This is a genomic window from Vicinamibacterales bacterium, assembly GCA_041659285.1.
Taxonomy (GTDB): Bacteria; Acidobacteriota; Vicinamibacteria; order Vicinamibacterales; family UBA2999; genus 12-FULL-67-14b.
In genome coordinates this window covers 1-21,683 of sequence record JBAZYO010000019.1, presented here as the reverse complement: position 1 = coordinate 21,683, position 21,683 = coordinate 1, and the positions used below count along the sequence as shown (strand labels likewise).

Genomic DNA, 21,683 nt, shown 5'->3' with positions numbered 1-21,683 from the left:
TAAGGTGCCTAATGTGCCTAGAGTGCGGTTCGCACCCCAGGCCCCTTAGGCACCCTAGGCACCTTAGCCTTCGGCCGTTTCGCCGAGCTTGAAGCGCACGAAGCGGGTCACCGTGACGTTCTCGCCGGTCTTGGCCGTGGCGGCGGCCACCATCTGCTTGATGGTGACGTTCGGGTCGCGCACCGACGGCTGGTCCATCAGGCAGACCTGCGAGTAGTAGCTGTCAAGCTTGCCTTCGACGATCTTGTCGATCACGTTGGCGGGCTTGCCCGAGGCCGCGAACTGGGCGCGGTAGATCTCGCGTTCCTTGTCGAGGGCGTCGGCGGCGAGGTCCTCACGGCGCACCACCAGCGGGCTGGCCGCGGCGATGTGCATGGCAATTTCCTTGGCCAGGGTCTGGAAGTCCGGCGTGCGCGCCACGAAGTCGGTCTCGCAGTTCACTTCCACCAGCACGCCGACCTTGCCGCCCATGTGGATGTAGTGGCCGATGACGCCGTCCTTGGCGAGGCGGCCGGCGCGCTTGGCGGCCTGGGCGAGGCCCTTCTTGCGAAGGACGTCCACCGCCTTGTCGATGTCGCCGCCCGTCTCGTCGAGCGCGGACTTGCAATCCATCATGCCTGCGCCGGTCTTGTCGCGCAGTTCCTTGACCTGTGCTGCTGTCACTGCCATTTCACTAACTCCTCAAAGCCTTGGGGTCGCTGTACGTAAAACGCGCCGGCCCGTGTTATCGCAGCCGGCGCGAGGGGAAAGCGCGAACGACGATTAGGTCGTCGGCGCGGGCGTCTCCGCGGGACGCTGGGGCTTGCGAATGTCCGCCGGGCGGACGGTGCGGCTGGCCTCGTGCGCGGCCGCCGCTTCGGCTTCGGTGGCCGCCTGTTCGGCCATCGCCGACTCACGCTGGCCGCGACCGGAGATCACCGCGTCGGCGACGCGTGACACGAACAGCTTCACCGACCGCAGCGCGTCGTCGTTGCCGGGGATGACGTAGTCAATCTGGTCCGGGTCGCAGTTGGTGTCGACGATGCCGATCACCGGAATCTTCAGCTTGCGGGCCTCGTCGACGGCGATCTGTTCCTTGCGCGTGTCAACGACGAACAGCGCGTCGGGGAGGCGGCCCATGTGGCGAATGCCTTCGAGGTTCTTGAGGAGCTTGCGCTTCTCTTTCTCGGCCTTGGCGATTTCCTTCTTGGGCATCGTCTCGTAGCGGCCGTCGGTGGACATCGCCTCGAGATCGCGCAGGCGGTTGAGGCTGCGCTGAATCGTGGTGAAGTTGGTCAGCAGGCCGCCGAGCCAGCGTTCGTTGACGTAATACATGCCGCAGCGGGTCGCTTCTTCGGCGACCACGTCCTGCGCCTGGCGCTTGGTGCCCACGAAGAGGATTGACTTGCCTTCGGCTGCCAGCTGGCGCACAAAGTCCTCGGCCTCGCGATAGTGCTTGACGGTCTTGCCGAGGTCGAGAATGTAGATGCCACTGCGCTCCCCGAAGATGAACGGCTTCATCTTGGGATTCCAACGCTTGGTCTGGTGTCCGAAGTGCACGCCTGCTTCGAGCAGGTCCTTCATCGCGAGCGGGGTCAAATTGCCTCCATCCATGGCAGCCATTAGCGCTTGCTGAACTGGAACCGCTTGCGGGCGCCAGCCATTCCGTATTTCTTGCGTTCCTTCGCGCGCGCATCGCGCGTGAGCAAACCGTCTTTCTTGAGGCGCGAGCGCAGTTCGATGTTGAAATCGCACAGCGCGCGGGAGATGCCCAGGCGAATGGCGCCGGCCTGTCCGGTCATGCCGCCGCCCGACACGGTCGCCAGGATGTCGAACTGTTCGGCGGTTTCCGTGAGGATGAGCGGGGACTTCACCAGGATGCGCAGCGTCTCGCGCGGGAAGAACTCGGCGAACTCGCGCTTGTTGACCTTGATGGCGCCGGTGCCGGGGCGAAGGAACACGCGGGCGGTGGATTCCTTGCGACGCCCGGTTGCGTAGAACTCTGTTGCTGCCAAGTTACTTGACCTCGAAAGCGGTGGGTTTCTGTGCGGCGTGCGGGTGCTTGTCACCGGCATACACATTCAATTTGCGATACATGGCGTCGCCGAGCTTCGACTTCGGCAACATGCCGCGCACGGCTTCTTCGACCATGCGAATGGGGTTCTCCGCGCGCACGACCTTCGCACGATCGGTGCGGAGGCCGCCAGGGTAGCCGCTGTGGCGCTGGTAGACCTTCTGGTCATCCTTGCGGCCGGTCAGCTTGACCTTGGCAACATTGAGGATCACGACGTGATCGCCCGTGTCGAGGAACGGCGTGTAGATGGCTTTGTGCTTGCCCTGCAGTAACTTCGCGGCGTCGGTGGCAATGCGGCCAAGGACCTTGCCATTGGCATCAATCACATGCCACTTGGTGGGCATGGTCTTTACGGATGGTACGTAAGTCAGCATCGATCTTTCCTAATGAGGCGCGTTCCCTCCGGCCTCCACGGGGAGGACGGCAAACCGAAATAATACAGCTATTTCGGGTCGAACGCAAACGATCCGTAGGGATCAGGCCGGCCAAGGGGCGCGGACGGGCCCTAAGGAGCCTGAGGGTGGGTGCGAATGACCGGCACAGTATTGCACAGGCACGGGCCCCTCGGCACCGTTAGGTGCCCGTACGCACTGTAGGCACCCTGACCACGTTCCGATAAGCCCGGGTGGCAGGGAAGGGTCTAAGCCCCGAACCGCAAGTGCAAAAATCGTCAGTCACTTGCAGTTCTGTATGTTGGCCGGATACCCTAATGCCGCCTTGGATAGCCATTTCCGGCGTTCTGGGGCCGATTTTGTTGGATCGGCAACGCTCGAGCCAGATGGTATTCGGTTTGCCCCTCTGGTCGGGTCTGGAGACAACGTAACGTGCTGTTTCGTCGCCCAAAGAGCCTCGTGGGTCTCGACATCGGGTCGAGTTCCGTCAAGGCCATAGAGCTCAAGCCGGCAGGCAAGGGGTATCGCGTCTCGGCCATTGGCGTCGAGCCGGTGCCGCCCGACAGCATTGTCGACGGCGCCATCATCGATGGCGGCGCGGTCGCGGATGCGGTGCGGCGCCTGTTCGCCAACAAGCGGTTCAAGGCCAAGGACGTCGTCGCCTCGTTGTCGGGCAACTCGGTGATCGTCAAGAAGATCACGCTGCCGGCGATGACCGAGTCGGAGCTGTCGGAGTCGATCTACTGGGAAGCCGAGCAGTACATCCCCTTCGACATCCAGGACGTGAACCTCGACTACGAGATCCTCGACCCGGGCACCGGCCAGAACAGCCAGGGCAGCATGGAAGTGCTGCTGGTGGCCGCGAAGAAAGACAAGATCGCGGACTATACCAACGTCATCGCCCAGGCTGGCCGCACCCCGGTGATCGTGGACGTCGACGTGTTCGCCCTGCAGAACGCCTTCGAGGCCAACTACGGCTTCGAGCCGACTGCGGTGGTGGCCATCCTCAATGCCGGCGCCAGCGCCATCAATATCAACATCCTGACCGGCTCACAGTCGGTGTTCACCCGCGACGTCTCGATGGGCGGCAACGCCTTCACCGAGGCGGTGCAAAAGGAACTGAACCTGCCCTACGACGCAGCGGAGCAGCTGAAGAAAGGGCAGGACGTCGAGGGCGCCACCTTCGAGGACGCCCGCGCCGTGCTCCGCGCCATGACCGACAACGTGCTGCTGGAAGTCGAGAAGACGTTCGACTTCTTCAAGGCGACGGCGTCGAGTGATCGCATCGACCGGATCATGCTGTGCGGCGGCGCCTCGCGCGTCGAAGGCTTCGCCGAGTCGCTGCGCGAGCGCTTCAATACCGAGGTGGAGCGATTCGATCCGTTCCGCCAGGTCGGTTTCGACGCGAAGAAGCTCGGGATTGACAGCGCCGACGACCTTGGGCCGGTCGCGGCGGTGGCCCTGGGCCTCGCCTTGCGGAAGGTGACGGACCGATGATTCGGATCAACCTCCTCTCCGAGCGCCGCAGCGTCAAGGCCGTCAGCAAGGGCTTCCAGGCGGGCCAGAAGATCACCGTCATCGGCAGCCTGCTGATCGTGCTGACCTTGGTCGGCGTGGGCTGGCGCTACTGGGCGATTGGGCAGCAGGAAGCCCAGGTGGTCCGCGAAGTGGCGGCGGCGAAGCGCGAAGAGACCCGCCTCGCCGAGATCCTGAAGCAGGTCCAGGCGTTCGAGGCCCGCAAGGCGCAGCTGGAACAGCGCGTCGCCCTGATCGACGAACTGCGCAAGGGACAGAACGCCCCGGTGCACATGGTCGACCAGGTCAGCCGCGCGCTGCCGGACATGACGTGGCTCACCAGCCTGAAACAGGACGGCTACACGCTGACGCTCCAGGGCCGGTGCCTGACGCTGACCTCGCTGTCGGACTTCGTCGGCAACCTCGAGGCCTCGCGTTACTTCGCGCGGCCGGTGGAGATTGTTGACAGCGCGGTGGTCGCCGGCGACGGCAAGACGACGCCCGACCTGATCCAGTTCACTATTCGCGGCACGTTCCAGATGGCGGGCATCGACCCGGTGCCGGCCGGCGCCACCAAGGGCGGCAGGGGAGGCAAGCGTGGCTAGCTTCTCGCTCGGCAAATTGCCGTGGCATGCGCAACTCGGGCTGTTCGTGGCGATCTCGATCGCCGGCGCCGGCGCGTTCTACTACTTCTATGAAATGCCGCGGCAGGCGATCATCTCCACGCAGGCGCGCGAGTTGAGCACCATCCGCGGCCGCATCAGCAAGGGGCAGGCGACGGCGCGCCAACTCCCGGAGTTCCGCGCCCAGGTCACCGAGCTCGAAGCGCGGCTCGAAAGCCTCAAGCCGATCCTGCCCGACGAGCGCGATGCCGGCGACCTGCTGCGGCGCGTGCAGACGCTGGCGGTGCAGTCGAACCTCGTCATCCTCGGCTTCCGCCCGCAGGCGATCAGCGTGAAAGAGATGCACGCCGAGTGGCCGATCAGCCTGCAGCTCGAAGGCAACTACCACAACCTCGGGCTGTTCCTCGACCGCGTCAGCAAGTTCCCGCGCATCATCAACATTGGCGGGCTCACCGCGACGCAGAAGGAAACGCCGACGCCCGGCGCGACCATGAGCATCGCCTGCACCGCGACCACCTTCGTGCTGGTCGAGCAGGGCGCGGCCGACGCCGCCAAGGGCAAGAAGGCTCCGGCGAAGAAGGCGCCGGCGAAATCGTGATGCGCATCGCCCGCCGCTCCATCGTGGCCGCCCTGCTGGTGTGTGCCGGCGCCGGCGTGGCCCGCGCGCAAGCGCCCGCTGCTCCCGCTGCTCCCGCCGCTCCAGCCCCGCCGCCGGCCGCGGCGCAGGCGCCGCCCAAGCCGCAGCTGCCGTCGCCGCCGCCGAACTTCCAGTACAACCCGGAGGGCCGCCGCGACCCGTTCCTGAACCTGGTCAACCGCGGCACCGACGCGCTGCGCGGCCCCAATGCCTCGGCCAAGCGGCCCGAGGGCGTCCCCGGTCTCGAGACCGCGTCGATCTCGGTCAAGGGCATCGTCCAGAGCCGCGGGACCTGGCTCGCGATGGTGGCCGGACCCGACGGCAAGATCTACACGATTCGGGCCGGCGACAAGTTGTTCGACGGTGTGGTGCGAACGGTAACCGCGCAAGCGGTGGTAATTCTGCAAGAAGTAAACGATCCGCTGTCGCTCGACAAGCAGCGCGAAGTGCGCAAGTTCCTGCGCGGTGGAGATGAGGTCAAGTGATGCACGGTCGCATTCCTCGACTGGTAATGGCTGCGCCAATGGCCGCAGCCCTGGCCGTCACGTTGGCGGCCAGCGGCACGAACCCCTATAGCGGGACCGGCGCCGAAACCCCAGCCCTACGTTCCATCTCGTCGCGGCTCGACGGCGCGGTCAGCACGGTGCTGATCGAAGCCAGCGAGCCGGTGGCGTACCTCACCAGCCAGCCGATCCGCTGACGGTCCTCGTTGACCTGCGGAACGTCAATGCCGGCGGCCTCAACGGCAAGCCAATCGCGGCGATGCTCGCCCCGGTGGCGGGTGTCACCATCGAGGGCGCCAGCGCTCCCGACGGCGCCCCGGTGGCGCGCATCCGCGTGAGTCTCGATCGCGCGGCGAAGCATCGCGTGCGCAGCTCGCGAAACATGATCCTGGTGGAGGTGGACCGGGATGCGGGTGCATCGGGTGCGTCAGGTGTGGCGGGTGCCAAGTCGCTGCAGCTGGTTCGCCCGGTTGCCGCCCTTCTCACCGAGCCCAAGGCGTCGGTGCGCGTCGCGGCAACCAGGGCACCGGCCACGGAGTTGCGCGCCGTCAAGGCGGGGGAACTGCCGAACGGCTATGCCATCACGCTGTCCGGCAACGGACCGCTGGTGGCGTCCTCGGTTGACGAGGCGCGCGACCTGCCGCCGCGCGTGCTGCTCGACTTCCAGGGCGTGTCGGCCGGCCGCGCCGCGGCGGTGACCAACGTCAACACCGCCGGCATCGAGCGCGTGCGCGTGGCGACCAACAGCCGCGACCCGTTGATCACGCGCGTCGTGATCGACCTGGCGCGCAGGATTCCGTACACGATCGAAACGGTGGGGGAGGAGATTCGCGTGCTCTTCAATCGCGCGGTCGAAGCGTCCGCGGCATTGGTCACGCCCACCGCGCCCCCGGCTCCGGTTTCCGCACCGGTGGCGATCGTCGATGAAGTGCCACGCCCCCCCGCGCAGGTGATCACCCGCGAGGTCGCGGACGTGATTCAACCTGCGACGGCGCAGTCACAGCCTTCACTGGCCGCGTTGTCAGCGGCGGCGCCGGCGCAGGCTGCCGCACCCGCGGCCGTGAACAACACCCTGCAGCCCACCACTAACTCGCAGGGCCAGCGCACATTCACGGGCGATCCCGTGACGCTCGACTTCCAGGGCGCCGACCTGCGCGCGGTGCTGCGCACCTTCGCCGACATCAGCGGCCTGAACATCGTGATTGACCCGTCGATCACGGGGTCGGTGGACGTGGCGCTGCGCGACGTGCCGTGGGACCAGGCGCTCGACATCATCCTGCGCGCCAACAAGCTCGGCTACAGCGTGGACGGCACCATCGTCCGCATCGTGCCGCTCAACGTGCTGGCGCAGGAAAACGAGGAGCGCAAGAAGCTGGCGGACGCGACGGCGCTGGCCGGCGAACTGCGCATCATCACGCGGCCGCTGAGCTACGCCAAGGCCGCCGACCTGGTGCCGATCATCACCAAGAGCACGCTGTCGTCGCGTGGCGACGTCCAGATCGACAGCCGCACCAACACGCTCATCATCCGTGACCTCGCCGACCGCCTGCAGGCCGCCAGCGAGTTGCTCGTGGCACTCGACCGTCCGCAGCCGCAGGTGGAGATCGAGGCGCGGATTATCACGGTCACGCGGAACTTTGCCCAGCAACTTGGCATCTCCTGGGGGTTCGGCGGCCGCGTCGACCCGTCCGTCGGGACGAGCACGGGCCTGGCGTTCCCAAGTAGCGGGGTGCTGACCGGTCAAACCGGTGCGACCAACCCGGCGGCTCCTTCGGCACTGGGGCTGGTGCTCGGTTCAATCAACGGCGCACTTGACCTCAACGTGCAGTTGCGGGCGTTGGAGAACTCTGGAAAGCTCCGGATTGTCTCAAGCCCGCGGGTGTCGACGCAGAACAACGTCGAAGCGGAAATCACCCAGGGTTCGCAGATTCCCATCCAGACGGTCTCGAATAACACCGTTACTGTGACTTTCAAGGATGCCGCGTTGACCCTCAAGGTGACGCCGCAGATTACGGCATCGAACACCATCATCATGCGCATCTTCGTGGAGAAGGCGCAGCCTGACTACTCCGAAACCTCCGCCGCCCAGCCAGTCCCGGCCATCGACACGCAGCGCGCGGTCACCACGGTGCTGGTACCGGACGGCGACACCACTGTCATCGCGGGCATCTACAACAGCCTCGAGTCGTCGACCAACAGCCGGACGCCCTTCCTTCATCGAATTCCACTACTTGGCTGGTTGTTCAAGAACGACAACAAGTCGGAGCTTCAGGACGAGCTCCTGATCTTCATCACTCCCAAGATCCTGAAGTAGGGCATATGAGAACACCTCAGCTTGTTCGTTACGCGACTGGAGCACTGGCGGTGGCCGTCAGCGTGCTGTCGGCCGCCTCGTGCGCCGACCTGGCCCGCACCGGCAGCGGCCCGTCGTTCCTCGTCATGGAGAGCGTCACCGGGGCGCGCGGCAGCGCCACTGCCAGCACTTTCACCTCGAGCCTACTCTCAGACGTGCAGACTCTCGTTGACGTGATCGTCGGCGGTGTCACGGTGAAGAGCCCAACCATCTTCAACGATCTCGGCCAGGCGACCATCAGCGCTGCGATGAAGAACGCGCTGAGCACCACTGCGCCCAGCGCCATCAACTCCATCACGATCAATCGCTACCGCGTCCGGTTCCGCCGCACCGACGGCCAGAACCGGGAGGGCATCGACGTGCCGTTCGGCTTCGACGGCGGCACCACGGCGACCATCCCGATTGGCTCGTCGGCGGCGATCAACTTCGACCTGGTCCGCCACCAGTCGAAATCGGAGCCGCCCCTGCGGAACCTGATTGACGGCGGCGGCCTGCGCTTCATCTCAGTGATTGCCGAGGTCACGTTCTACGGCCACGACCAGGCCGGCAACGACGTCTCCGTGAGCGGCACGATTGACGTGCAGTTCGGCGACTTCGGCGACGAGCCGTAATCGAGAGCGACAGGTACTGACATCATGCGAACTTCATTCGTCACCGCAACGGGCGCCCTCGCCCTCACGCTGCTCGCCGGCTGCACCGTCAAGGACGTGGAGCCGCCCAGCCTGGCGGGCCCGTCCACGATGGCCACGTCCATCAACCTGCTGGCGCAGCCGGACAGCATCCTGCAGGACAACTCGACGTCAAGGATCACGGCGACGGTCAAGGGTCCCGACGGCAGGCCGATATCGGGATTGGATCTGCGCGCGCAAATGTTCGTCGATGGAGTCGCGATCGACTTTGGCACTTTGGCACCGAAGAGCCTCAGGACCGGCAGCGACGGCACGGCCGTATTCGTCTACACCTCGCCGGCCCGGCCGGCGGAGTCCGTCGGCACCGGCACGAGGGTCACAATCGCGATCAGTCCCGTCGGCGGCGACTTCCGTGGCGAGGTTAGCCATGAGGTGGACATCAACGTGATCCCTCCGGGGGTCATCCTTCCCCCGAACGGCGCCCCAGTTGCGGCCTTCGTCGTGACGCCCACGCCGGTCACGACCAACGTGGCGTTGAACTTTGATGCCTCAACCAGCACCGATGAAGGGGTCGCCTGCGGCGCCCGGTGCACCTATTCGTGGGTCTTCGGTGACGGCACCAGTGGCGCCGGTATCAACACAACCCATACCTATCGTTCCGCCGGCACGTTCAACGTTGTCCTGTCGGTTGCTGATGCGCGCGGCTTGACGGGAACCTCAAGCCAGGCGCTGGCCGTGGCTGCCGCCGCCCCGCCGACGGCGGTGATGCGCATCTCACCGACGCCTGCCGGGGTTAACCAGGACGTCTTCTTCACGGCTGAAGAGTCTCAGCCGGCTGCCGGAACCGGACGGAAGATTGTCAACTACGGATGGAATTTCGGGGATGGAACCTCGTCGAGTGGAATCTCTGTGGCGCATCGGTTCAGTGGCATCGGGACCTATCAGATCGCACTGACGGTCACCGACGAGATCGGCTCAGTCGGCCAGGCGGCCCAATCGCTGGTTGTCGGTGCGGCCGGCTCGGCGCCGACGGCGGTGCTGACCTTCCTGCCCGCCACACCACGCGCCGGCCAGACGGTCGCATTCGACGCCAGCGCGAGCTTGCCCGGCACCGGCGCCACGATCGTGAGCTACAAGTTCAACTACGGCGACGGCACGGAGGAAACGGTGACGCGCTCGAGCCAGACGCACACCTACGGAGGCAGCGGTACGGTTGTGGCCAGCGTGACGGTGACAGACAGCCTTGGTCGAACCGCGACAAAATCGGTGTCCGTCATAGTTTCACCGTAAACTCGGATCGTGGCCGCCGACAATCCACGAATCCTCGACCTTCGACGCCGGGTCCAAGCCGACCCGGCGTCGATTGCTTTTGCGCAGCTGGCGGAAGAGTGCCGTCGCGCCGGTGCCGCCGATGAAGCCATTGGCATCTGCCGGGCTGGCCTCGCCCATCATCCCGGCTACCTCTCCGCGCGCGTAACCCTGGGCCGGGCCCTGCTCGAAGTGGGGCAGTTGGACGACGCCGCGGTGGAACTCGCGACCGTCGTGCAGCAGGCGCCCACCAACCTGCCGGCGATTCGCGGCCTCGCGGAAATCCATCAGCAGCGCGGGGACATGGCCCAGGCGCTGGCGCATTACCAGCGCGCTCTGCAACTGGCCCAGTTCGACCCCGACCTCGAAGATTCCGTCGAACGGCTCTCCCAACAGGTGGCGCCCGCGCCGGTGCTGGTGCCGCCGTCGCCCGTAAAGGTCGAAGACCTCTTCGACTTCGAGGCCCTGCTGAAGCGACTGGGCGACACCGAGCCGCTCCCGGGTCCGGCGGCTCCGCCCCCACCCGAATTCGTGGTCCCCAGCCAAATCGAGGCCGTGGACCTCGCCCATCACGCGCAGGACACCTTCGCCGAAGTCGAGCGGGAGCTCAGGGAACGAGCGGAACAACGCGCCGCGGAAGAACGAGCGCGCACGGCACAACGCGCCGCGGAAGAAGCGGAACGCACGGAACAGCGCGCCGCGGAGGAGAAGGCCGCCAGGGCGCACCGTGCCGCGCGACGGCAGACGGCCGTCATCCTGGAACTTGACCACTGGCTGACGGCGATCGTCGCCGACCGCCGGCAGCACGACCGGGCCTGATGCACGTCGCCCCCGCCGAACAACACCGGGCTCGGCACGCCCGGCTGCGCGATAGCCTCCGCGCCCATTCCCTGGACGCGTTGCTCGTCACGTCCCTCCCTAACATCGCCTACCTCACCGGCCTGTTCGCCTCGACCGCCGCGCTGGTCGTGGGGCAGGACGAATTGCGGTTGTTCGTGGATGGGCGCTACCTGGGCCCGGCCACGGATCGACGGGACGACCTCGGCAATCTGGACCTGACGCTGGTGCCGGCGGCCGGCAGTTTTGAGGAGGCCCTGGCCGCCTCGATCAGCCGCTACGGCGCCGGCCGGGTCGGCTTCGAGGGCGACCACATGACGTTCCGGCAACATGCCGACCTGGCGGCGCGGACCGCCCCCGGGGGGCTGCAAGCGACCGACGGACTGATCGAAAGCCTGCGGGTGGTGAAGGATTCCTGGGAGGCCGGGCGCCTCCGGGACGCCGGCGGAAGACTCTCGGAAGCCGCTAAGTGTATAATCCCAAATGCGTTAGCGGGAATGCGCGAGCGCGACGTCGCCTCCGCCATCGAGGTGGAACTGCGGCGGGTCGGGTTCGACAAGCCCGCGTTTGATACCATCGTCGCGTCCGGGCCGAACTCAGCCTTTCCCCATTACCGGAGCGGCGACCGTCGGCTCGAAGCGGGCGACTTCGTGGTGCTGGATTTCGGCGGCATGCTCGACGGGTATGCTGTGGACCTGTCACGGACGATCGTGATCGGGCCGGCCTCGGAGAGGGCACGAGGACTTTTGAACGACGTGGCAGCGGCGCAGCAGGCGGCCTTCGAGGCCGTTCGCATTGGACGCCCGGCCAGCGAAGTAGACGCCGCCGCCCGGCAGGTGCTGGAGCGGGCGGGACTGGGCGAGGCCTTCAGCCACGGCACCGGTCACGGCCTTGGCCTCGAGGTGCACGAACGCCCTCGGGTGGGACGCCGGCGAGCCGGGCTCCCGGTGGAGCCGCTCGAGGCAGGAATGGTTTTCACGCTGGAACCCGGCGCCTACATTCCGGGCTGGGGCGGCGTGCGAATCGAAGATGACGTCGTGGTGACGACGGGCGGCGCCGAGTGGCTGACCGACGTGCCGCGGCTGATGTGAGCGACCTGACATGACACTGGACGAGATCAAGCAGCTCATCGAATTCATCAAGGCGAACGAGCTGAGCGAGTTCGAGCTGGAACATGACGGCGTCAAGATCCGCATCAAGAGCGGGACGAGCCACCACGTGGTCGCCGTGCCGCATGTTGCGGCCCCCGCGCCGGTGATGGCGCCGGTGGCGGCCCCCGCGCCGCCGACGGCCGCCGCCGCCGAGGAAGCGGGCGGGGAGTTGGCGATTGTGAAGTCGCCAATCGTTGGCACGTTCTATCGCGCCGCCGAGCCGGGCGCCAAGGCGTTCGCTTCGGTGGGCGACGTGGTCCGCAAGGGCCAGGTGCTCTGCATCATCGAAGCCATGAAGCTGATGAACGAGATCGACTCCGAATACGACGGCGAGATCACGAGCGTCTACGTGGAGAACGGCCAGGCCGTGCAATACGGCGAGCGCCTGTTCGCGATTCGTCCTACTACCTAACCTATGTTTAAGAAGATCCTCGTCGCCAATCGTGGAGAAATCGCGCTGCGCGTGATTTTCGCGTGCCGCGAGCTGGGCATTAAAACCGTCGCCGTCTATTCCGAGGCGGATGAGAACTCGTTGCACGTGCGGTTCGCGGATGAAGACATCTGCATCGGCCCCGCCCGCAGCAGCGACAGCTACCTCAACGTGCCGGCGATCATCAGCGCCGCCGAAATCACCGGCGCCGACGCCCTGCACCCCGGCTACGGCTTTCTCTCCGAGAGCGCCTACCTCGCCGAGGTGTGCGAGGCCTGCCACATCCGCTTCATCGGCCCCGACCCGAGCGTCATTCGCCTGCTCGGCGACAAGGCCAAGGCGCGCCGCGCCATGAAGAAGGCGGGCGTGCCGATGCTGCCGGGCAGCGACGGCCCGGTGGAAAGTGAAGAGCGGGCGATCAAGATCGCCCAGCAAATCGGCTACCCGGTGATCATCAAGGCGGTGGCCGGCGGCGGCGGACGCGGCATGCGCATCGTCAAGAACCCGGGCGAGCTGCCGCACGCGTTCAAGACCGCCCAGCGAGAGGCCGAGTCGGCGTTCGGCGTCGGCGATGTCTACATCGAGAAGTACCTGGATTCGCCGCGCCACATCGAGTTCCAGATTCTCGGCGACCATCACGGCAATGTGGTGCACCTCGGCGAGCGCGAGTGCTCGATCCAGCGGCGGCACCAGAAGCTGCTCGAGGAATCGCCGTCGGTGGCGGTGTCAGAAAAGGTCCGCCGCAAGATGGGCGCCGTGGTCGTCGACGCCGCCCGTGCGGTGCAGTACACCAACGCCGGCACCTTCGAGTTCCTGATGGACGAGAAGGGCAACTTCTTCTTCATGGAAGTGAACACGCGCGTGCAGGTCGAGCACCCGGTCACCGAAATGGTGACGGGCATCGACATCGTGAAGGAACAGATTCGCATTGCCGCCGGCGCCCGGCTTGGCTTCAAGCAGAGCGAAGTGACCTTCACCGGCCATGCCATGGAGTGCCGCATCAACGCCGAGGACCCGGAGACCTTCGTGCCGTCGCCCGGGATGATTCACGCCTTCAGCGTGCCCGGCGGCCCGGGCGTGCGCGTGGACACCGCCGCCCACTCCGAGTGCCTGATTTCGCCGTACTACGACTCGATGGTGGCCAAGGTCATCGTGCATGGCCGCGACCGGCAGGAGGCCATCGCGCGCATGAAGCGCACGCTCGAGATGTCGGTGGTCGAGGGCATCCGGACCACGATCCCGCTGCACCTCAAGATCCTCAGCGATCCCGACTTCATCGCCGGACGGCTCAGCACGCACTTCATGGAGCGCTTTGCCGCCAAGCCCAAGGCCACCAAGCTCGCCGAGACCGCTTAGCCCGCCGCGCCTCTACGCCATCGTGGACGTCGAGGCGTGCGCCCGGGCGGGGAAGGCGCCCGTGGCCGTGGCCCGCGCGTTCTTCTCGGCCGGCGTCAGGCTGGTGCAGTTGCGCGCCAAGACCTGGGAGAGCGGCGCCTTTCTCGACCTGGCCCATGCCGTGGTGGCCGACGCGAACGCCGCGGGCGCGACCGTGGTCATCAACGACCGGGCCGACATCGCCGCCATCTCCGGCGCGCACGGCCTCCACGTCGGCCAGGACGACCTCACACCGCGGGACGCGCGGACGGTGGTGGGGCCGGCGTCATGGCTTGGTCTTTCCACACACACTGAATCCCAGTGGACGGCGGCGCTCGACGAGCCAGTGTCGTACATTGCGATTGGGCCGGCCTTCGGCACCGGCACCAAGGCAACTGGCTACGACGCCGTGGGGCTCGACACCGTGCGCCGGGTGGCGCTCGCCGCGGCCGCCAGAGGCATCCCGGTCGTCGCCATCGGTGGGATCACGCTTGACCGCGCGGCCGCGGTCATTGCCAGCGGAGCCGCGTCTGTGGCGGTGATCAGCGATCTGCTGAAGGGCGATCCGGAAGCACGCGCCCGCGAATTCATTCAGGCTTTAAGGTAACCGGCGCAAAGCTGAGCGATTCCCCATATAATCTCGGGGTTTGCCAGCCACCCGAATCCCCGTAAAGGGAACGGGTCCGACCACGTTTTTGGAGGCGGAATGGATTCGAATCTGTTCAAGACGAAGTCGATCGAGCAACTCGTCGGCGACGTCGAACACGGCGGCAAGGCGCTCAGGCGCAGCCTCGGAGCATGGGATCTCACGCTGCTCGGTATTGGCGCAATCATCGGCACCGGCATCTTCGTGCTGACCGGAACGGCGGCGGCTAACCAGGCCGGACCGGCCATTACGCTGTCGTACCTGGCCGCCGGCCTGGCCTGCGCGTTCGCGGCCCTGTGCTACGCCGAATTCGCCTCGATGATTCCGATCGCCGGCAGCGCCTACACCTACGCCTACGCCACGCTGGGTGAGCTGGTCGCCTGGATGATCGGCTGGGACTTGATTCTCGAGTACGCCGTCGGCTCGATGACCGTGGCCATCGGCTGGAGCGGCTACATGCAGCGGCTGCTCGCGGGCTTCGGGATTGAGCTGCCCCTGGCGATTGCCGCGGCGCCCCCCCTGGGCATCATCAACCTGCCGGCCGTGATCATCGTGCTGCTCATCATGGTGCTGCTCGTGGTCGGCATTCGTGAATCGGCGCGCTTCAATGCCGTCATGGTGGCCATCAAGCTGGTCGCGGTGCTGTTCTTCCTGGCGGCGGGCGCGACTTACGTCGAGCCGGCCAACTGGCAGCCGTACGCGCCGTATGGCTGGCCGGGCATCATGGCCGCGGCGGCCGTGGTGTTCTTCGCCTACATCGGCTTCGACGCGGTCTCGACGACCGCCGAAGAAGCCAAGAACCCGACGCGGGACCTGCCGATTGGCATCATCGCGTCGCTGGTCGTCTGCACCGTGCTGTATCTGGCCGTTGGCGCGGTACTGACCGGCATCGTCCCGGTGGTCCATTACCGGGCCCTGGCCGAGGCGCTGCCTGGTGTGGCGATGGTGGATGCGGCCGAGTCCATGCGGTTCCTGAACGCGCCGGTCGCCTACGCCCTGAGCATCATCGGGCAAGACTGGGCGGCAGGCCTCGTCTCGGCCGGCGCCGTCGCCGGCATCACGTCGGTCATGCTGGTGATGCTCATGAGCCAGCCCCGCATCTTCTTCGCGATGAGCCGCGACCGCCTGCTGCCGCCGGCTGTCAGCAAGGTTCACCCCCGCTTCGGCACGCCCTACATCACGACCATCATCACCTGCGTCATCGTCGCAATTGTCGCCGGCCTGACGCAGATCCAGGTCGTCGGCGAGATGACCAGCATCGGCACGTTGTTCGCGTTCGTGGTGGTCTGTGCCGCCGTGCTGGTGCTGCGCGTGAAGCGGCCCGACGCCAAGCGCTCCTTCAAGGTGCCGTTCGGCCCGATCTTCCCGGTCCTGGGCATCCTGTCGTGCTCGTACCTGATGCTCAGCCTGCCGATCCTCACCTGGGTCCGCTTCCTGGTGTGGCTGGACATCGGCATGGTGATTTACTGGTTCTACGGCCGCACGCACAGTCCGCTGGTGAATGCCTCGGAATCGGCCAAGCGGACGCCCATGCAGTCGCTGGCGAACTTCGTCAACACCCTGGGCCTGTTGCTGATCTTCAATGCCGCATGCATCGCCGTGCTCGGCTACATGACGGAATTCGGCATCACCAACGAGACCACGGCGAAATGGGCCGAGATTGGCGTGACCGCCGAACAGGCCGACACCTTCGGCCTGCAGTTCCTGGTCGTGGCGGCAGCGGTATGGGCCGTCGGCTTTGGCCTGACCAAGGCCTCCGGAGAAAAGGGCTAGATCTGGCGGCACGACGGCTAGACGGCGCTGCCTGCGCCGGACGTATTCGTGACGAAATTGCGCCGCGTGTCGCCGCGTTTGTCCAACGCCATGGCCGGTCCCCGGGACTGGCCGTGGTGCTGGCCGGCCAGAATCCTGCCTCCGAGATCTACGTCCGCAACAAGTTGAAGACCGTGGCCGCCGTGGGCTGCCGGGCCGAGCTGTTCCGCCTCGACGCCGCGGCGCCCCTCGCTGACGCCCTCGCCCTCGTCCGCAAGTTGAATGACGACGAGAGCATTGACGGGATCCTGGTGCAGTCGCCGCTCCCCGAGGGGATGGGTGCGGATGGCGAGCAGCAGGTGTTCGACACCATTGACCCCGCCAAGGACGTGGACGGGTTCCACCCCTATAACGTGGGCCTGCTGGTCCAGAAGCGGCCGACCCTCGTGGCCTGCACCCCCCTCGGCTGCATCGAATTGATCGAGCGGGAAGGCATTCCCCTCAGGGGGCGCCACGCCGTGGTCATTGGCCGCAGCGACATCGTCGGCAAGCCGATGGCGTTGTTGCTCCTGCACCGGGACGCGACCGTGACGGTGTGCCATTCCCGGACCGTGGACCTGCCGGCGGTGGCCCGGACCGCCGACATCCTGGTGGCGGCCATCGGCCGCCCGGCCTTCGTGACCCGTGACTACGTCAAGCCCGGAGCGACTATCATTGATGTGGGCATCAACACGCTGACCGACGAGGCCGAGGTGTTTCGCTGCTTTGCCGAAGGCAGCCGGAAGCGCGCCCAATTCGCCGAGAAGGGCAGCGTGCTCGTCGGCGATGTGCATCCCGAGGTGGAAGAGGTCGCCGGCGCATTCACACCCGTGCCCGGCGGAGTAGGCCCGCTGACCATCGCGATGGTCCTGCGGAACACGGTGACTGCAGCGGAGCTGCGGAAGGATGGGGGGCGGCCGAGCTAGCCGCCACACGCATTATGGCGATCCGAAAGATTGCGCTCACCGGTGGGATTGCCACCGGCAAGACTTACGTGTCCGACCGGCTGCGCGCCGCCGGTGTACCGATTGTCGATGCCGATGTGCTCGCCCGCGAGGTGGTGGCGCTCGGGACGCCCGCGCTGTCCGCGGTCAGGCAGCGGTTCGGCCCTGATGTGATCCGCCGCGACGGCACCATGGACCGCGTCCGGGTCGGGCAGATCATCTTCAAGGACAAGCGGGCCCGCCAGGATCTCGAGGCCATCATCCACCCGGCCGTTCAGAAGGCCATCGACAAGTATTTCGCCGCGCTCCCCAAGAAGACCCCGTGCGCCGTCGCCGACATCCCGTTGCTGTTTGAGACCGGCCGCGAGAAGCAGTTTGAGTCGGTCATCGTCGTCGCGTGCCCGCGGGCGATGCAACTCCAGCGCGTGATGGAGCGCAACAAGCTGAGCAAGGAAGACGCCGACCGCCGCCTGGCGGCGCAGTGGCCGATTGAGAAGAAGGTGGAAAAAGCCACCTTCGTGATCAAGACCGATGGCACCTTCGACGAGACCGACGCGCAGATTCAGGCGCTGATCGTCAAGCTTACGGCCGGGAAATCAAGAGCGTAAACGGCACCGGCGACGTGGTGAGGTTCCCCACGTCGTAGACCTTGGCGCAGTAGGTCCCGCTCTCAGCGTTGACAGTTACCTGCGCCGTCGCCCCGGCGGCCGTCTCGACACTCGTGTTGAGCGTGCACCCCGCACCATTGGCCTGCGGAATGCCAACGCCGAGGCCGATGATGATGCCGGCGGGTGTCGTTGACGACAAGGTGAGGCTCACGGCGCCGCGAGACGCAACGACGAACGCGCGTGACGCGGCGCCCCCCGGCACCAGCTGGCTGGTGAACGTGCCCTCGACGTCGGCCGTCACCGCGGTCGGTGACGTCACGGTGTCGCTACAACCGGCCATGGCGCATAACAGCAGCGTTACTGGGACGAGACGACGGGTCATGGGTGCACGATCCTGATTGCGAAGTTCATCGATGCCGGAAGTCCCTCGGTGTCGGCGATGTTGACGCAATAAGTGCCGGCAACTGCCTCCTGCGTGAGTTGGGGGACGAGCGCGGGCGCTGTGTTGATGACCTGCCGGACCGCGCATCCGGTGCCGGCCGGGATCCCAATTCCCAACTCCAATTGGTGGCGCGCGACGGCGCCCGTACCGGTGGCAAGGCTCGCGAACATCGCAGTGACGGTGCCGGGCGTGCTCACCGTGTACGAGTAGAACCTGCTGCCCCTGACCTGGACCACGCCAGCAAACAGCCTGGTGGTGGGCGTGGTGGCCGTCGTGCTTGACGCCGACGTCGGCGTCTCAAGGTCGTCGCCGCATCCGGCACAGAAGAGCGCAGCGCACAGGAGAACGAGAGCAGGCCGCGTCATGGGTATGCAATCGTGACGGCGACTGTGGCTGCCGAGAACAGGTTGCCGACGTCTGACACCATCACGCAGTACACGCCTGGCTGGTAGGTGGCCGAGAGTTGGGCGGACGACCCTTTGGTGGTGTTGATGCTGCTGGTGACCGCACAGGTCTCGCCGCTGGGGACGCCCAGTCCGAGTCCCAGCGTGACGGAGGATGGGACATACGTCCCGCTGACGCTGGTCAGCGTGGCGGTGACCGTGCCGTAGGTGGTCACGGAGAAGGAGTAGAACGCCGAGCCAGACACCGGGACGGTGCCGATGAACTCCTCCGTGAACGTCGGCGACGCGATGGTGGTGGTGGTCGTCGTGTCGGTGGTGGTCGCCGACGTGGGCGAGTTGGTGTTGTCGCAGCCGGCAATCGAGAGCGCGGATCCGAGCAGAGCAGGAAGGAGAACGCGCAGCTTCATCACGCTGACGGCGTAGCAAGAGCCCTGCCACGGACCGTCAAGGTGGGAGGTCGTTACGTTCGCTCGTGACGCTGTCTCCTGGTGCGGTCGATCGTGTAACCGAAAGCGGACGACGGCGCGATGAATGTGGCAAATGTAATTTACAACTGCCACACAACTGCCACCGGCAAATCACATCTCGACGGTGGCTTCCTGCGCCGGCGCGATGCGTTCCTCGACAAATGAATTCCACTCGTGGCAATGCGGGCATTGCCACAACAGCTCGGTGCTGCGGTAATGGCACTTCACGCACACGTGCGGGTCGAGGAAGAACACCGACGAGCGCGCCGACTCGATGTAGCGCTGCACGAGCGTGCGGCTGAGATCCAGCTTGAGCAGCACGCCCCACACCGCCTGGTGCACGGTAAGGCCATGCGGATTGTGCTCGAGCGCGGCAATCAGGTACTCGAACGCCTCGGCGTCGCGGCCGCGCTTGGCGAGGTGGCCGCCGAGCGCGAGGCGGGCGCGCCAGTCCTGCGGATTGGCGGTAATCAGGCGCAGGCACCGCTCCTCGAACTTGCGCGGCTGGCCGAGTTGTTCGTAGAGCTTCTCGAGGCGGCCGAACGCGAGGTAGGCCCGCTCCGGCGAGCGCGTCATCAGCCCGTCCCAGGCGGTCTCCGCGCCCGCCAGGTCGCCCTGCATCAGCCGCACGTCGCCCAGGTTCAGGAAGGCTGGCACCGTGCCGGCGTCCAGCTCGATGGCTTCCTCGAAGTGCCGCGCGGCGCGGCCGCGATCGCCGACGCCCAGCGCCTCGCTGCCGAGCGCGTTCTCGAGGAAGGCGAGAATGGCCTGGTTACGCGGCTGCGTGTCGGGCCCGCTGAGGGCGACCAGTTGCTTGCGGATGCGGTGTGCATCCGCCCACTGGTGCTGCTCCTCGTGGAGCTTCTGCAGGTAGAGCAGGGCGTACTGGTTGTTGGGGTCCATCCGGACCACTTCGTTGAAGGCCTCGAGCGCGCGATCGACGAAGCCGCCGCGCTTAAAGTCGAGGCCCAGGCACAACAGGATGTAGGCGTGCTCCACCTTGGTCAGCTTGGGCCGCTGGAGCAGCGCCTGGTGGATCTGGATGGCGCGCGCCACCTGCCCGCGCTCGCGGTGCACGTTGCCTAGAATCAGGTGGATTTCGAGGGCGTCGCTGTCAACGCGGGTAGCCTGGCTCAGTTCCTCAATGGCCAGGTCGATCTGGTTCGAGACGAGGAAGTTGAGGCCCAGCACGTAGTGGTGCGAATCGCGCGCGCGGCGGCGATCGATCCAGCGGCCGTCGCGCAGCTTGTAGCGTTCCCACCCCTTGCCGACGGCCAGGCCGACCAGCAGGGCGACGAGCGCGACGAGTAAGGGGAGTGAGTCGCCGAGGCCCAAGTGCCTACTCTCGTCCTGATGATGGCCCCGCGACAGCGGAGCGGGGTTGAGGGGACACGAAGATGGCCGCCATTAAACCATTTCCGTGCGCCAGAGGTCGTGCAGGTGCACGACCCCTTCGACGCGGCGGTTGGCGTCAATGACGACGATGGAGGTGATCTTGCGCTGTTCGAGCATGGCGAGGGCCTCGACGGCCATGGTGTCGTGCGGAATGGTGACGGGGTTGACGCTCATCACGTCGCGCGCGGTGAGCTCGAGGACGTTCGCCGACGACATCTTCCGCCGCAGGTCGCCGTCGGTGATGATGCCGGCGAGGGTGCCGTCTTTCTCGACCACCGACGTCATGCCCAGGCCCTTGCGCGACATCTCGTAGATCACGTCCCGCATCGCGGTGTGGAGCTGCACCACCGGCAGGGCGTCACCGCTGTGCATCAGCTGCTCGACGCGCATCAGCTTCTTGCCGAGCTTGCCGCCGGGGTGCAGGTTGGCGAAGTCTTCCGGCTTGAAGCCCTTCTCGACGAGCACGGCCATGGCGAGCGCATCGCCCATGGCCAGCGCCGCGGTGGTGCTGGCCGTCGGCACCAGGTTCATCGGGCACGCCTCTTCCGAGACCCGGCAATCGAGCGCCACGTCGGCCGCCTGCGCCAGCGTCGACTTGATGTCGCCGGTGATCGCGATCAGCGGCGCGCCGATGCGCTTGAGCGTCTCGAGCACGCGGGTCAGTTCCTCGGTTTCCCCGCTGTACGACATCGCCACGACCACGTCGTCGGCCTGGATCACGCCGAGGTCGCCGTGCACCGCTTCGGCGGGATGCAGGAAGAACGCCGGCGTGCCGGTGCTGGCGAGCGTGGCGGCAATCTTGCGGCAGATGATGCCGGACTTGCCCATGCCGGTCACGATGACGCGGCCCTTGCAGTCACGCAGCATCAGCACGGCCCGCGCGAACCGGTCGTCGAGGCGATCAACGAGCGCCAGGATCGCGGCCGCTTCAGTCTGGAGGACCTTGCGGGCGAGTGTCAGGTCAGGCATGCCGGACGATCTTATCAAGGGCAACCAGGCGCCGCATGAGCGGTTCGAGCAGGTCCAGCCTCAGCGCGTTGGCGGCGTCGCTCTTCGCGCGGCTGGGCTCTTCGTGCACTTCCATGAAGACGCCGTCCACGCCGGCGGCGACGCCGGCCTGCGACATCGGCTCGATGTACTGGGCGAGGCCCGCCGTCACGCCGTCGCCGGCGCCCGGCAGT

26 protein-coding genes are annotated in these 21,683 nt (G+C 66.3%); 16 read left to right on the top strand and 10 right to left on the bottom strand.

Translation table 11 applies throughout. The annotated features are described in order from the left end of the window. Window positions 1-63 precede the first annotated feature (63 nt). The 4 genes from tsf to rplM form a co-directional block, all read right to left on the bottom strand. Window positions 64-669, bottom strand: a complete 606-nt coding sequence (gene tsf / locus WC815_21990) for a translation elongation factor Ts (GenBank protein ID MFA5911458.1) — start codon at window positions 667-669, stop codon at window positions 64-66. 93 nt (window positions 670-762) lie between these two features. After that, entirely contained in the window at window positions 763-1,593 is an 831-nt protein-coding gene (gene rpsB, locus WC815_21985; protein MFA5911457.1) for a 30S ribosomal protein S2, read from the bottom strand. An 8-nt stretch (window positions 1,594-1,601) separates the two neighbouring features. After that, window positions 1,602-1,994, bottom strand: a complete 393-nt coding sequence (gene rpsI, locus WC815_21980; protein ID MFA5911456.1) for a 30S ribosomal protein S9 — start codon at window positions 1,992-1,994, stop codon at window positions 1,602-1,604. A gap of 1 nt (window position 1,995) precedes the next feature. Continuing rightward, window positions 1,996-2,427: a 50S ribosomal protein L13 gene (rplM, locus tag WC815_21975; protein MFA5911455.1), complete on the bottom strand. Its 432-nt coding sequence runs from the start codon at window positions 2,425-2,427 to the stop codon at window positions 1,996-1,998. A gap of 450 nt (window positions 2,428-2,877) precedes the next feature. Between rplM and pilM the strand changes: the two genes are divergently transcribed. The 16 genes from pilM (at window position 2,878) to coaE (ending at window position 17,794) form a co-directional block, all read left to right on the top strand. Next, window positions 2,878-3,942, top strand: coding sequence for a type IV pilus assembly protein PilM (pilM, locus tag WC815_21970; protein ID MFA5911454.1), 1,065 nt, complete (start codon window positions 2,878-2,880; stop codon window positions 3,940-3,942). Beyond that, on the top strand, window positions 3,939-4,565 hold the full coding sequence (locus tag WC815_21965; protein ID MFA5911453.1) for a PilN domain-containing protein: 627 nt from the start codon (window positions 3,939-3,941) through the stop codon (window positions 4,563-4,565). The genes pilM and WC815_21965 overlap by 4 nt, the downstream gene beginning before the upstream one ends. Then, entirely contained in the window at window positions 4,558-5,181 is a 624-nt protein-coding gene (gene pilO, locus WC815_21960) for a type 4a pilus biogenesis protein PilO (GenBank protein ID MFA5911452.1), read from the top strand. Before WC815_21965 ends, pilO begins: the two co-directional genes overlap by 8 nt. Next, window positions 5,181-5,705: a pilus assembly protein PilP gene (locus WC815_21955; protein ID MFA5911451.1), complete on the top strand. Its 525-nt coding sequence runs from the start codon at window positions 5,181-5,183 to the stop codon at window positions 5,703-5,705. The genes pilO and WC815_21955 overlap by 1 nt, the downstream gene beginning before the upstream one ends. A gap of 26 nt (window positions 5,706-5,731) precedes the next feature. Continuing rightward, on the top strand, window positions 5,732-5,920 hold the full coding sequence (locus WC815_21950; GenBank protein ID MFA5911450.1) for a hypothetical protein: 189 nt from the start codon (window positions 5,732-5,734) through the stop codon (window positions 5,918-5,920). A 62-nt stretch (window positions 5,921-5,982) separates the two neighbouring features. Beyond that, window positions 5,983-8,037 carry a type IV pilus secretin PilQ gene (gene pilQ / locus WC815_21945; protein MFA5911449.1) on the top strand — a complete coding sequence of 685 codons (2,055 nt, stop codon included), beginning with the start codon at window positions 5,983-5,985 and terminating at the stop codon, window positions 8,035-8,037. A 5-nt stretch (window positions 8,038-8,042) separates the two neighbouring features. Further along, a complete protein-coding gene (locus WC815_21940) occupies window positions 8,043-8,687 on the top strand; it encodes a hypothetical protein (GenBank protein ID MFA5911448.1) in 645 nt (214 codons plus the stop codon). A 24-nt stretch (window positions 8,688-8,711) separates the two neighbouring features. Continuing rightward, window positions 8,712-9,995 (top strand): PKD domain-containing protein, encoded by a 1,284-nt coding sequence (locus tag WC815_21935; protein MFA5911447.1) that lies wholly within the window; start codon window positions 8,712-8,714, stop codon window positions 9,993-9,995. A 9-nt stretch (window positions 9,996-10,004) separates the two neighbouring features. Beyond that, a complete protein-coding gene (locus tag WC815_21930; GenBank protein MFA5911446.1) occupies window positions 10,005-10,832 on the top strand; it encodes a tetratricopeptide repeat protein in 828 nt (275 codons plus the stop codon). Beyond that, window positions 10,832-11,941, top strand: a complete 1,110-nt coding sequence (locus WC815_21925; protein MFA5911445.1) for a Xaa-Pro peptidase family protein — start codon at window positions 10,832-10,834, stop codon at window positions 11,939-11,941. Before WC815_21930 ends, WC815_21925 begins: the two co-directional genes overlap by 1 nt. A 10-nt stretch (window positions 11,942-11,951) precedes the next feature. Then, window positions 11,952-12,413, top strand: a complete 462-nt coding sequence (gene accB / locus WC815_21920) for an acetyl-CoA carboxylase biotin carboxyl carrier protein (GenBank protein MFA5911444.1) — start codon at window positions 11,952-11,954, stop codon at window positions 12,411-12,413. Between the two features lie 3 nt (window positions 12,414-12,416). After that, a complete protein-coding gene (accC, locus tag WC815_21915) occupies window positions 12,417-13,787 on the top strand; it encodes an acetyl-CoA carboxylase biotin carboxylase subunit (GenBank protein ID MFA5911443.1) in 1,371 nt (456 codons plus the stop codon). Next, on the top strand, window positions 13,744-14,412 hold the full coding sequence (gene thiE / locus WC815_21910) for a thiamine phosphate synthase (protein MFA5911442.1): 669 nt from the start codon (window positions 13,744-13,746) through the stop codon (window positions 14,410-14,412). Before accC ends, thiE begins: the two co-directional genes overlap by 44 nt. Before the next feature lie 99 nt (window positions 14,413-14,511). Continuing rightward, window positions 14,512-16,224, top strand: coding sequence for an amino acid permease (locus WC815_21905; GenBank protein ID MFA5911441.1), 1,713 nt, complete (start codon window positions 14,512-14,514; stop codon window positions 16,222-16,224). Beyond that, window positions 16,176-17,168 (top strand): bifunctional 5,10-methylenetetrahydrofolate dehydrogenase/5,10-methenyltetrahydrofolate cyclohydrolase, encoded by a 993-nt coding sequence (locus WC815_21900; protein ID MFA5911440.1) that lies wholly within the window; start codon window positions 16,176-16,178, stop codon window positions 17,166-17,168. Before WC815_21905 ends, WC815_21900 begins: the two co-directional genes overlap by 49 nt. A 14-nt stretch (window positions 17,169-17,182) precedes the next feature. Then, window positions 17,183-17,794 (top strand): dephospho-CoA kinase, encoded by a 612-nt coding sequence (coaE, locus tag WC815_21895; GenBank protein MFA5911439.1) that lies wholly within the window; start codon window positions 17,183-17,185, stop codon window positions 17,792-17,794. Here the strand turns inward: coaE and WC815_21890 are convergent. The 6 genes from WC815_21890 to WC815_21865 form a co-directional block, all read right to left on the bottom strand. Beyond that, window positions 17,769-18,176, bottom strand: coding sequence for a hypothetical protein (locus tag WC815_21890; protein ID MFA5911438.1), 408 nt, complete (start codon window positions 18,174-18,176; stop codon window positions 17,769-17,771). The genes coaE and WC815_21890 overlap by 26 nt on opposite strands. Continuing rightward, window positions 18,173-18,601, bottom strand: a complete 429-nt coding sequence (locus WC815_21885) for a hypothetical protein (protein MFA5911437.1) — start codon at window positions 18,599-18,601, stop codon at window positions 18,173-18,175. The genes WC815_21890 and WC815_21885 overlap by 4 nt, the downstream gene beginning before the upstream one ends. Then, window positions 18,598-19,047 carry a hypothetical protein gene (locus tag WC815_21880; GenBank protein MFA5911436.1) on the bottom strand — a complete coding sequence of 150 codons (450 nt, stop codon included), beginning with the start codon at window positions 19,045-19,047 and terminating at the stop codon, window positions 18,598-18,600. Before WC815_21880 ends, WC815_21885 begins: the two co-directional genes overlap by 4 nt. 171 nt (window positions 19,048-19,218) lie before the next feature. Further along, window positions 19,219-20,442, bottom strand: a complete 1,224-nt coding sequence (locus WC815_21875) for a tetratricopeptide repeat protein (protein MFA5911435.1) — start codon at window positions 20,440-20,442, stop codon at window positions 19,219-19,221. Between the two features lie 72 nt (window positions 20,443-20,514). Further along, window positions 20,515-21,471: a KpsF/GutQ family sugar-phosphate isomerase gene (locus WC815_21870; protein MFA5911434.1), complete on the bottom strand. Its 957-nt coding sequence runs from the start codon at window positions 21,469-21,471 to the stop codon at window positions 20,515-20,517. Further along, window positions 21,464-21,683, bottom strand: a 220-nt coding sequence (locus tag WC815_21865) for a hypothetical protein (protein MFA5911433.1), incomplete at its 5' end; no start/stop codon positions are given. The genes WC815_21870 and WC815_21865, both read right to left, overlap by 8 nt.

What these genes read in the sequence shown, in the direction of transcription:
- tsf (MFA5911458.1), bottom strand. Translation starts at nt 669, where the DNA reads ATGGCAGTGACAGCAGCACAGGTCAAGGAACTGCGCGACAAGACCGGC.
- WC815_21925 (MFA5911445.1), top strand. Translation starts at nt 10,832, where the DNA reads ATGCACGTCGCCCCCGCCGAACAACACCGGGCTCGGCACGCCCGGCTG.
- WC815_21905 (MFA5911441.1), top strand. Translation starts at nt 14,512, where the DNA reads ATGGATTCGAATCTGTTCAAGACGAAGTCGATCGAGCAACTCGTCGGC.
- WC815_21890 (MFA5911438.1), bottom strand. Translation starts at nt 18,176, where the DNA reads ATGACCCGTCGTCTCGTCCCAGTAACGCTGCTGTTATGCGCCATGGCC.
- WC815_21900 (MFA5911440.1), top strand. Translation starts at nt 16,176, where the DNA reads ATGGGCCGTCGGCTTTGGCCTGACCAAGGCCTCCGGAGAAAAGGGCTA.
- WC815_21880 (MFA5911436.1), bottom strand. Translation starts at nt 19,047, where the DNA reads ATGAAGCTGCGCGTTCTCCTTCCTGCTCTGCTCGGATCCGCGCTCTCG.
- rpsB (MFA5911457.1), bottom strand. Translation starts at nt 1,593, where the DNA reads ATGGATGGAGGCAATTTGACCCCGCTCGCGATGAAGGACCTGCTCGAA.
- WC815_21885 (MFA5911437.1), bottom strand. Translation starts at nt 18,601, where the DNA reads ATGACGCGGCCTGCTCTCGTTCTCCTGTGCGCTGCGCTCTTCTGTGCC.
- accC (MFA5911443.1), top strand. Translation starts at nt 12,417, where the DNA reads ATGTTTAAGAAGATCCTCGTCGCCAATCGTGGAGAAATCGCGCTGCGC.
- WC815_21955 (MFA5911451.1), top strand. Translation starts at nt 5,181, where the DNA reads ATGCGCATCGCCCGCCGCTCCATCGTGGCCGCCCTGCTGGTGTGTGCC.
- accB (MFA5911444.1), top strand. Translation starts at nt 11,952, where the DNA reads ATGACACTGGACGAGATCAAGCAGCTCATCGAATTCATCAAGGCGAAC.
- WC815_21870 (MFA5911434.1), bottom strand. Translation starts at nt 21,471, where the DNA reads ATGCCTGACCTGACACTCGCCCGCAAGGTCCTCCAGACTGAAGCGGCC.
- rplM (MFA5911455.1), bottom strand. Translation starts at nt 2,427, where the DNA reads ATGCTGACTTACGTACCATCCGTAAAGACCATGCCCACCAAGTGGCAT.
- pilQ (MFA5911449.1), top strand. Translation starts at nt 5,983, where the DNA reads ATGCTCGCCCCGGTGGCGGGTGTCACCATCGAGGGCGCCAGCGCTCCC.
- WC815_21935 (MFA5911447.1), top strand. Translation starts at nt 8,712, where the DNA reads ATGCGAACTTCATTCGTCACCGCAACGGGCGCCCTCGCCCTCACGCTG.
- WC815_21940 (MFA5911448.1), top strand. Translation starts at nt 8,043, where the DNA reads ATGAGAACACCTCAGCTTGTTCGTTACGCGACTGGAGCACTGGCGGTG.
- WC815_21965 (MFA5911453.1), top strand. Translation starts at nt 3,939, where the DNA reads ATGATTCGGATCAACCTCCTCTCCGAGCGCCGCAGCGTCAAGGCCGTC.
- WC815_21950 (MFA5911450.1), top strand. Translation starts at nt 5,732, where the DNA reads ATGGCTGCGCCAATGGCCGCAGCCCTGGCCGTCACGTTGGCGGCCAGC.
- coaE (MFA5911439.1), top strand. Translation starts at nt 17,183, where the DNA reads ATGGCGATCCGAAAGATTGCGCTCACCGGTGGGATTGCCACCGGCAAG.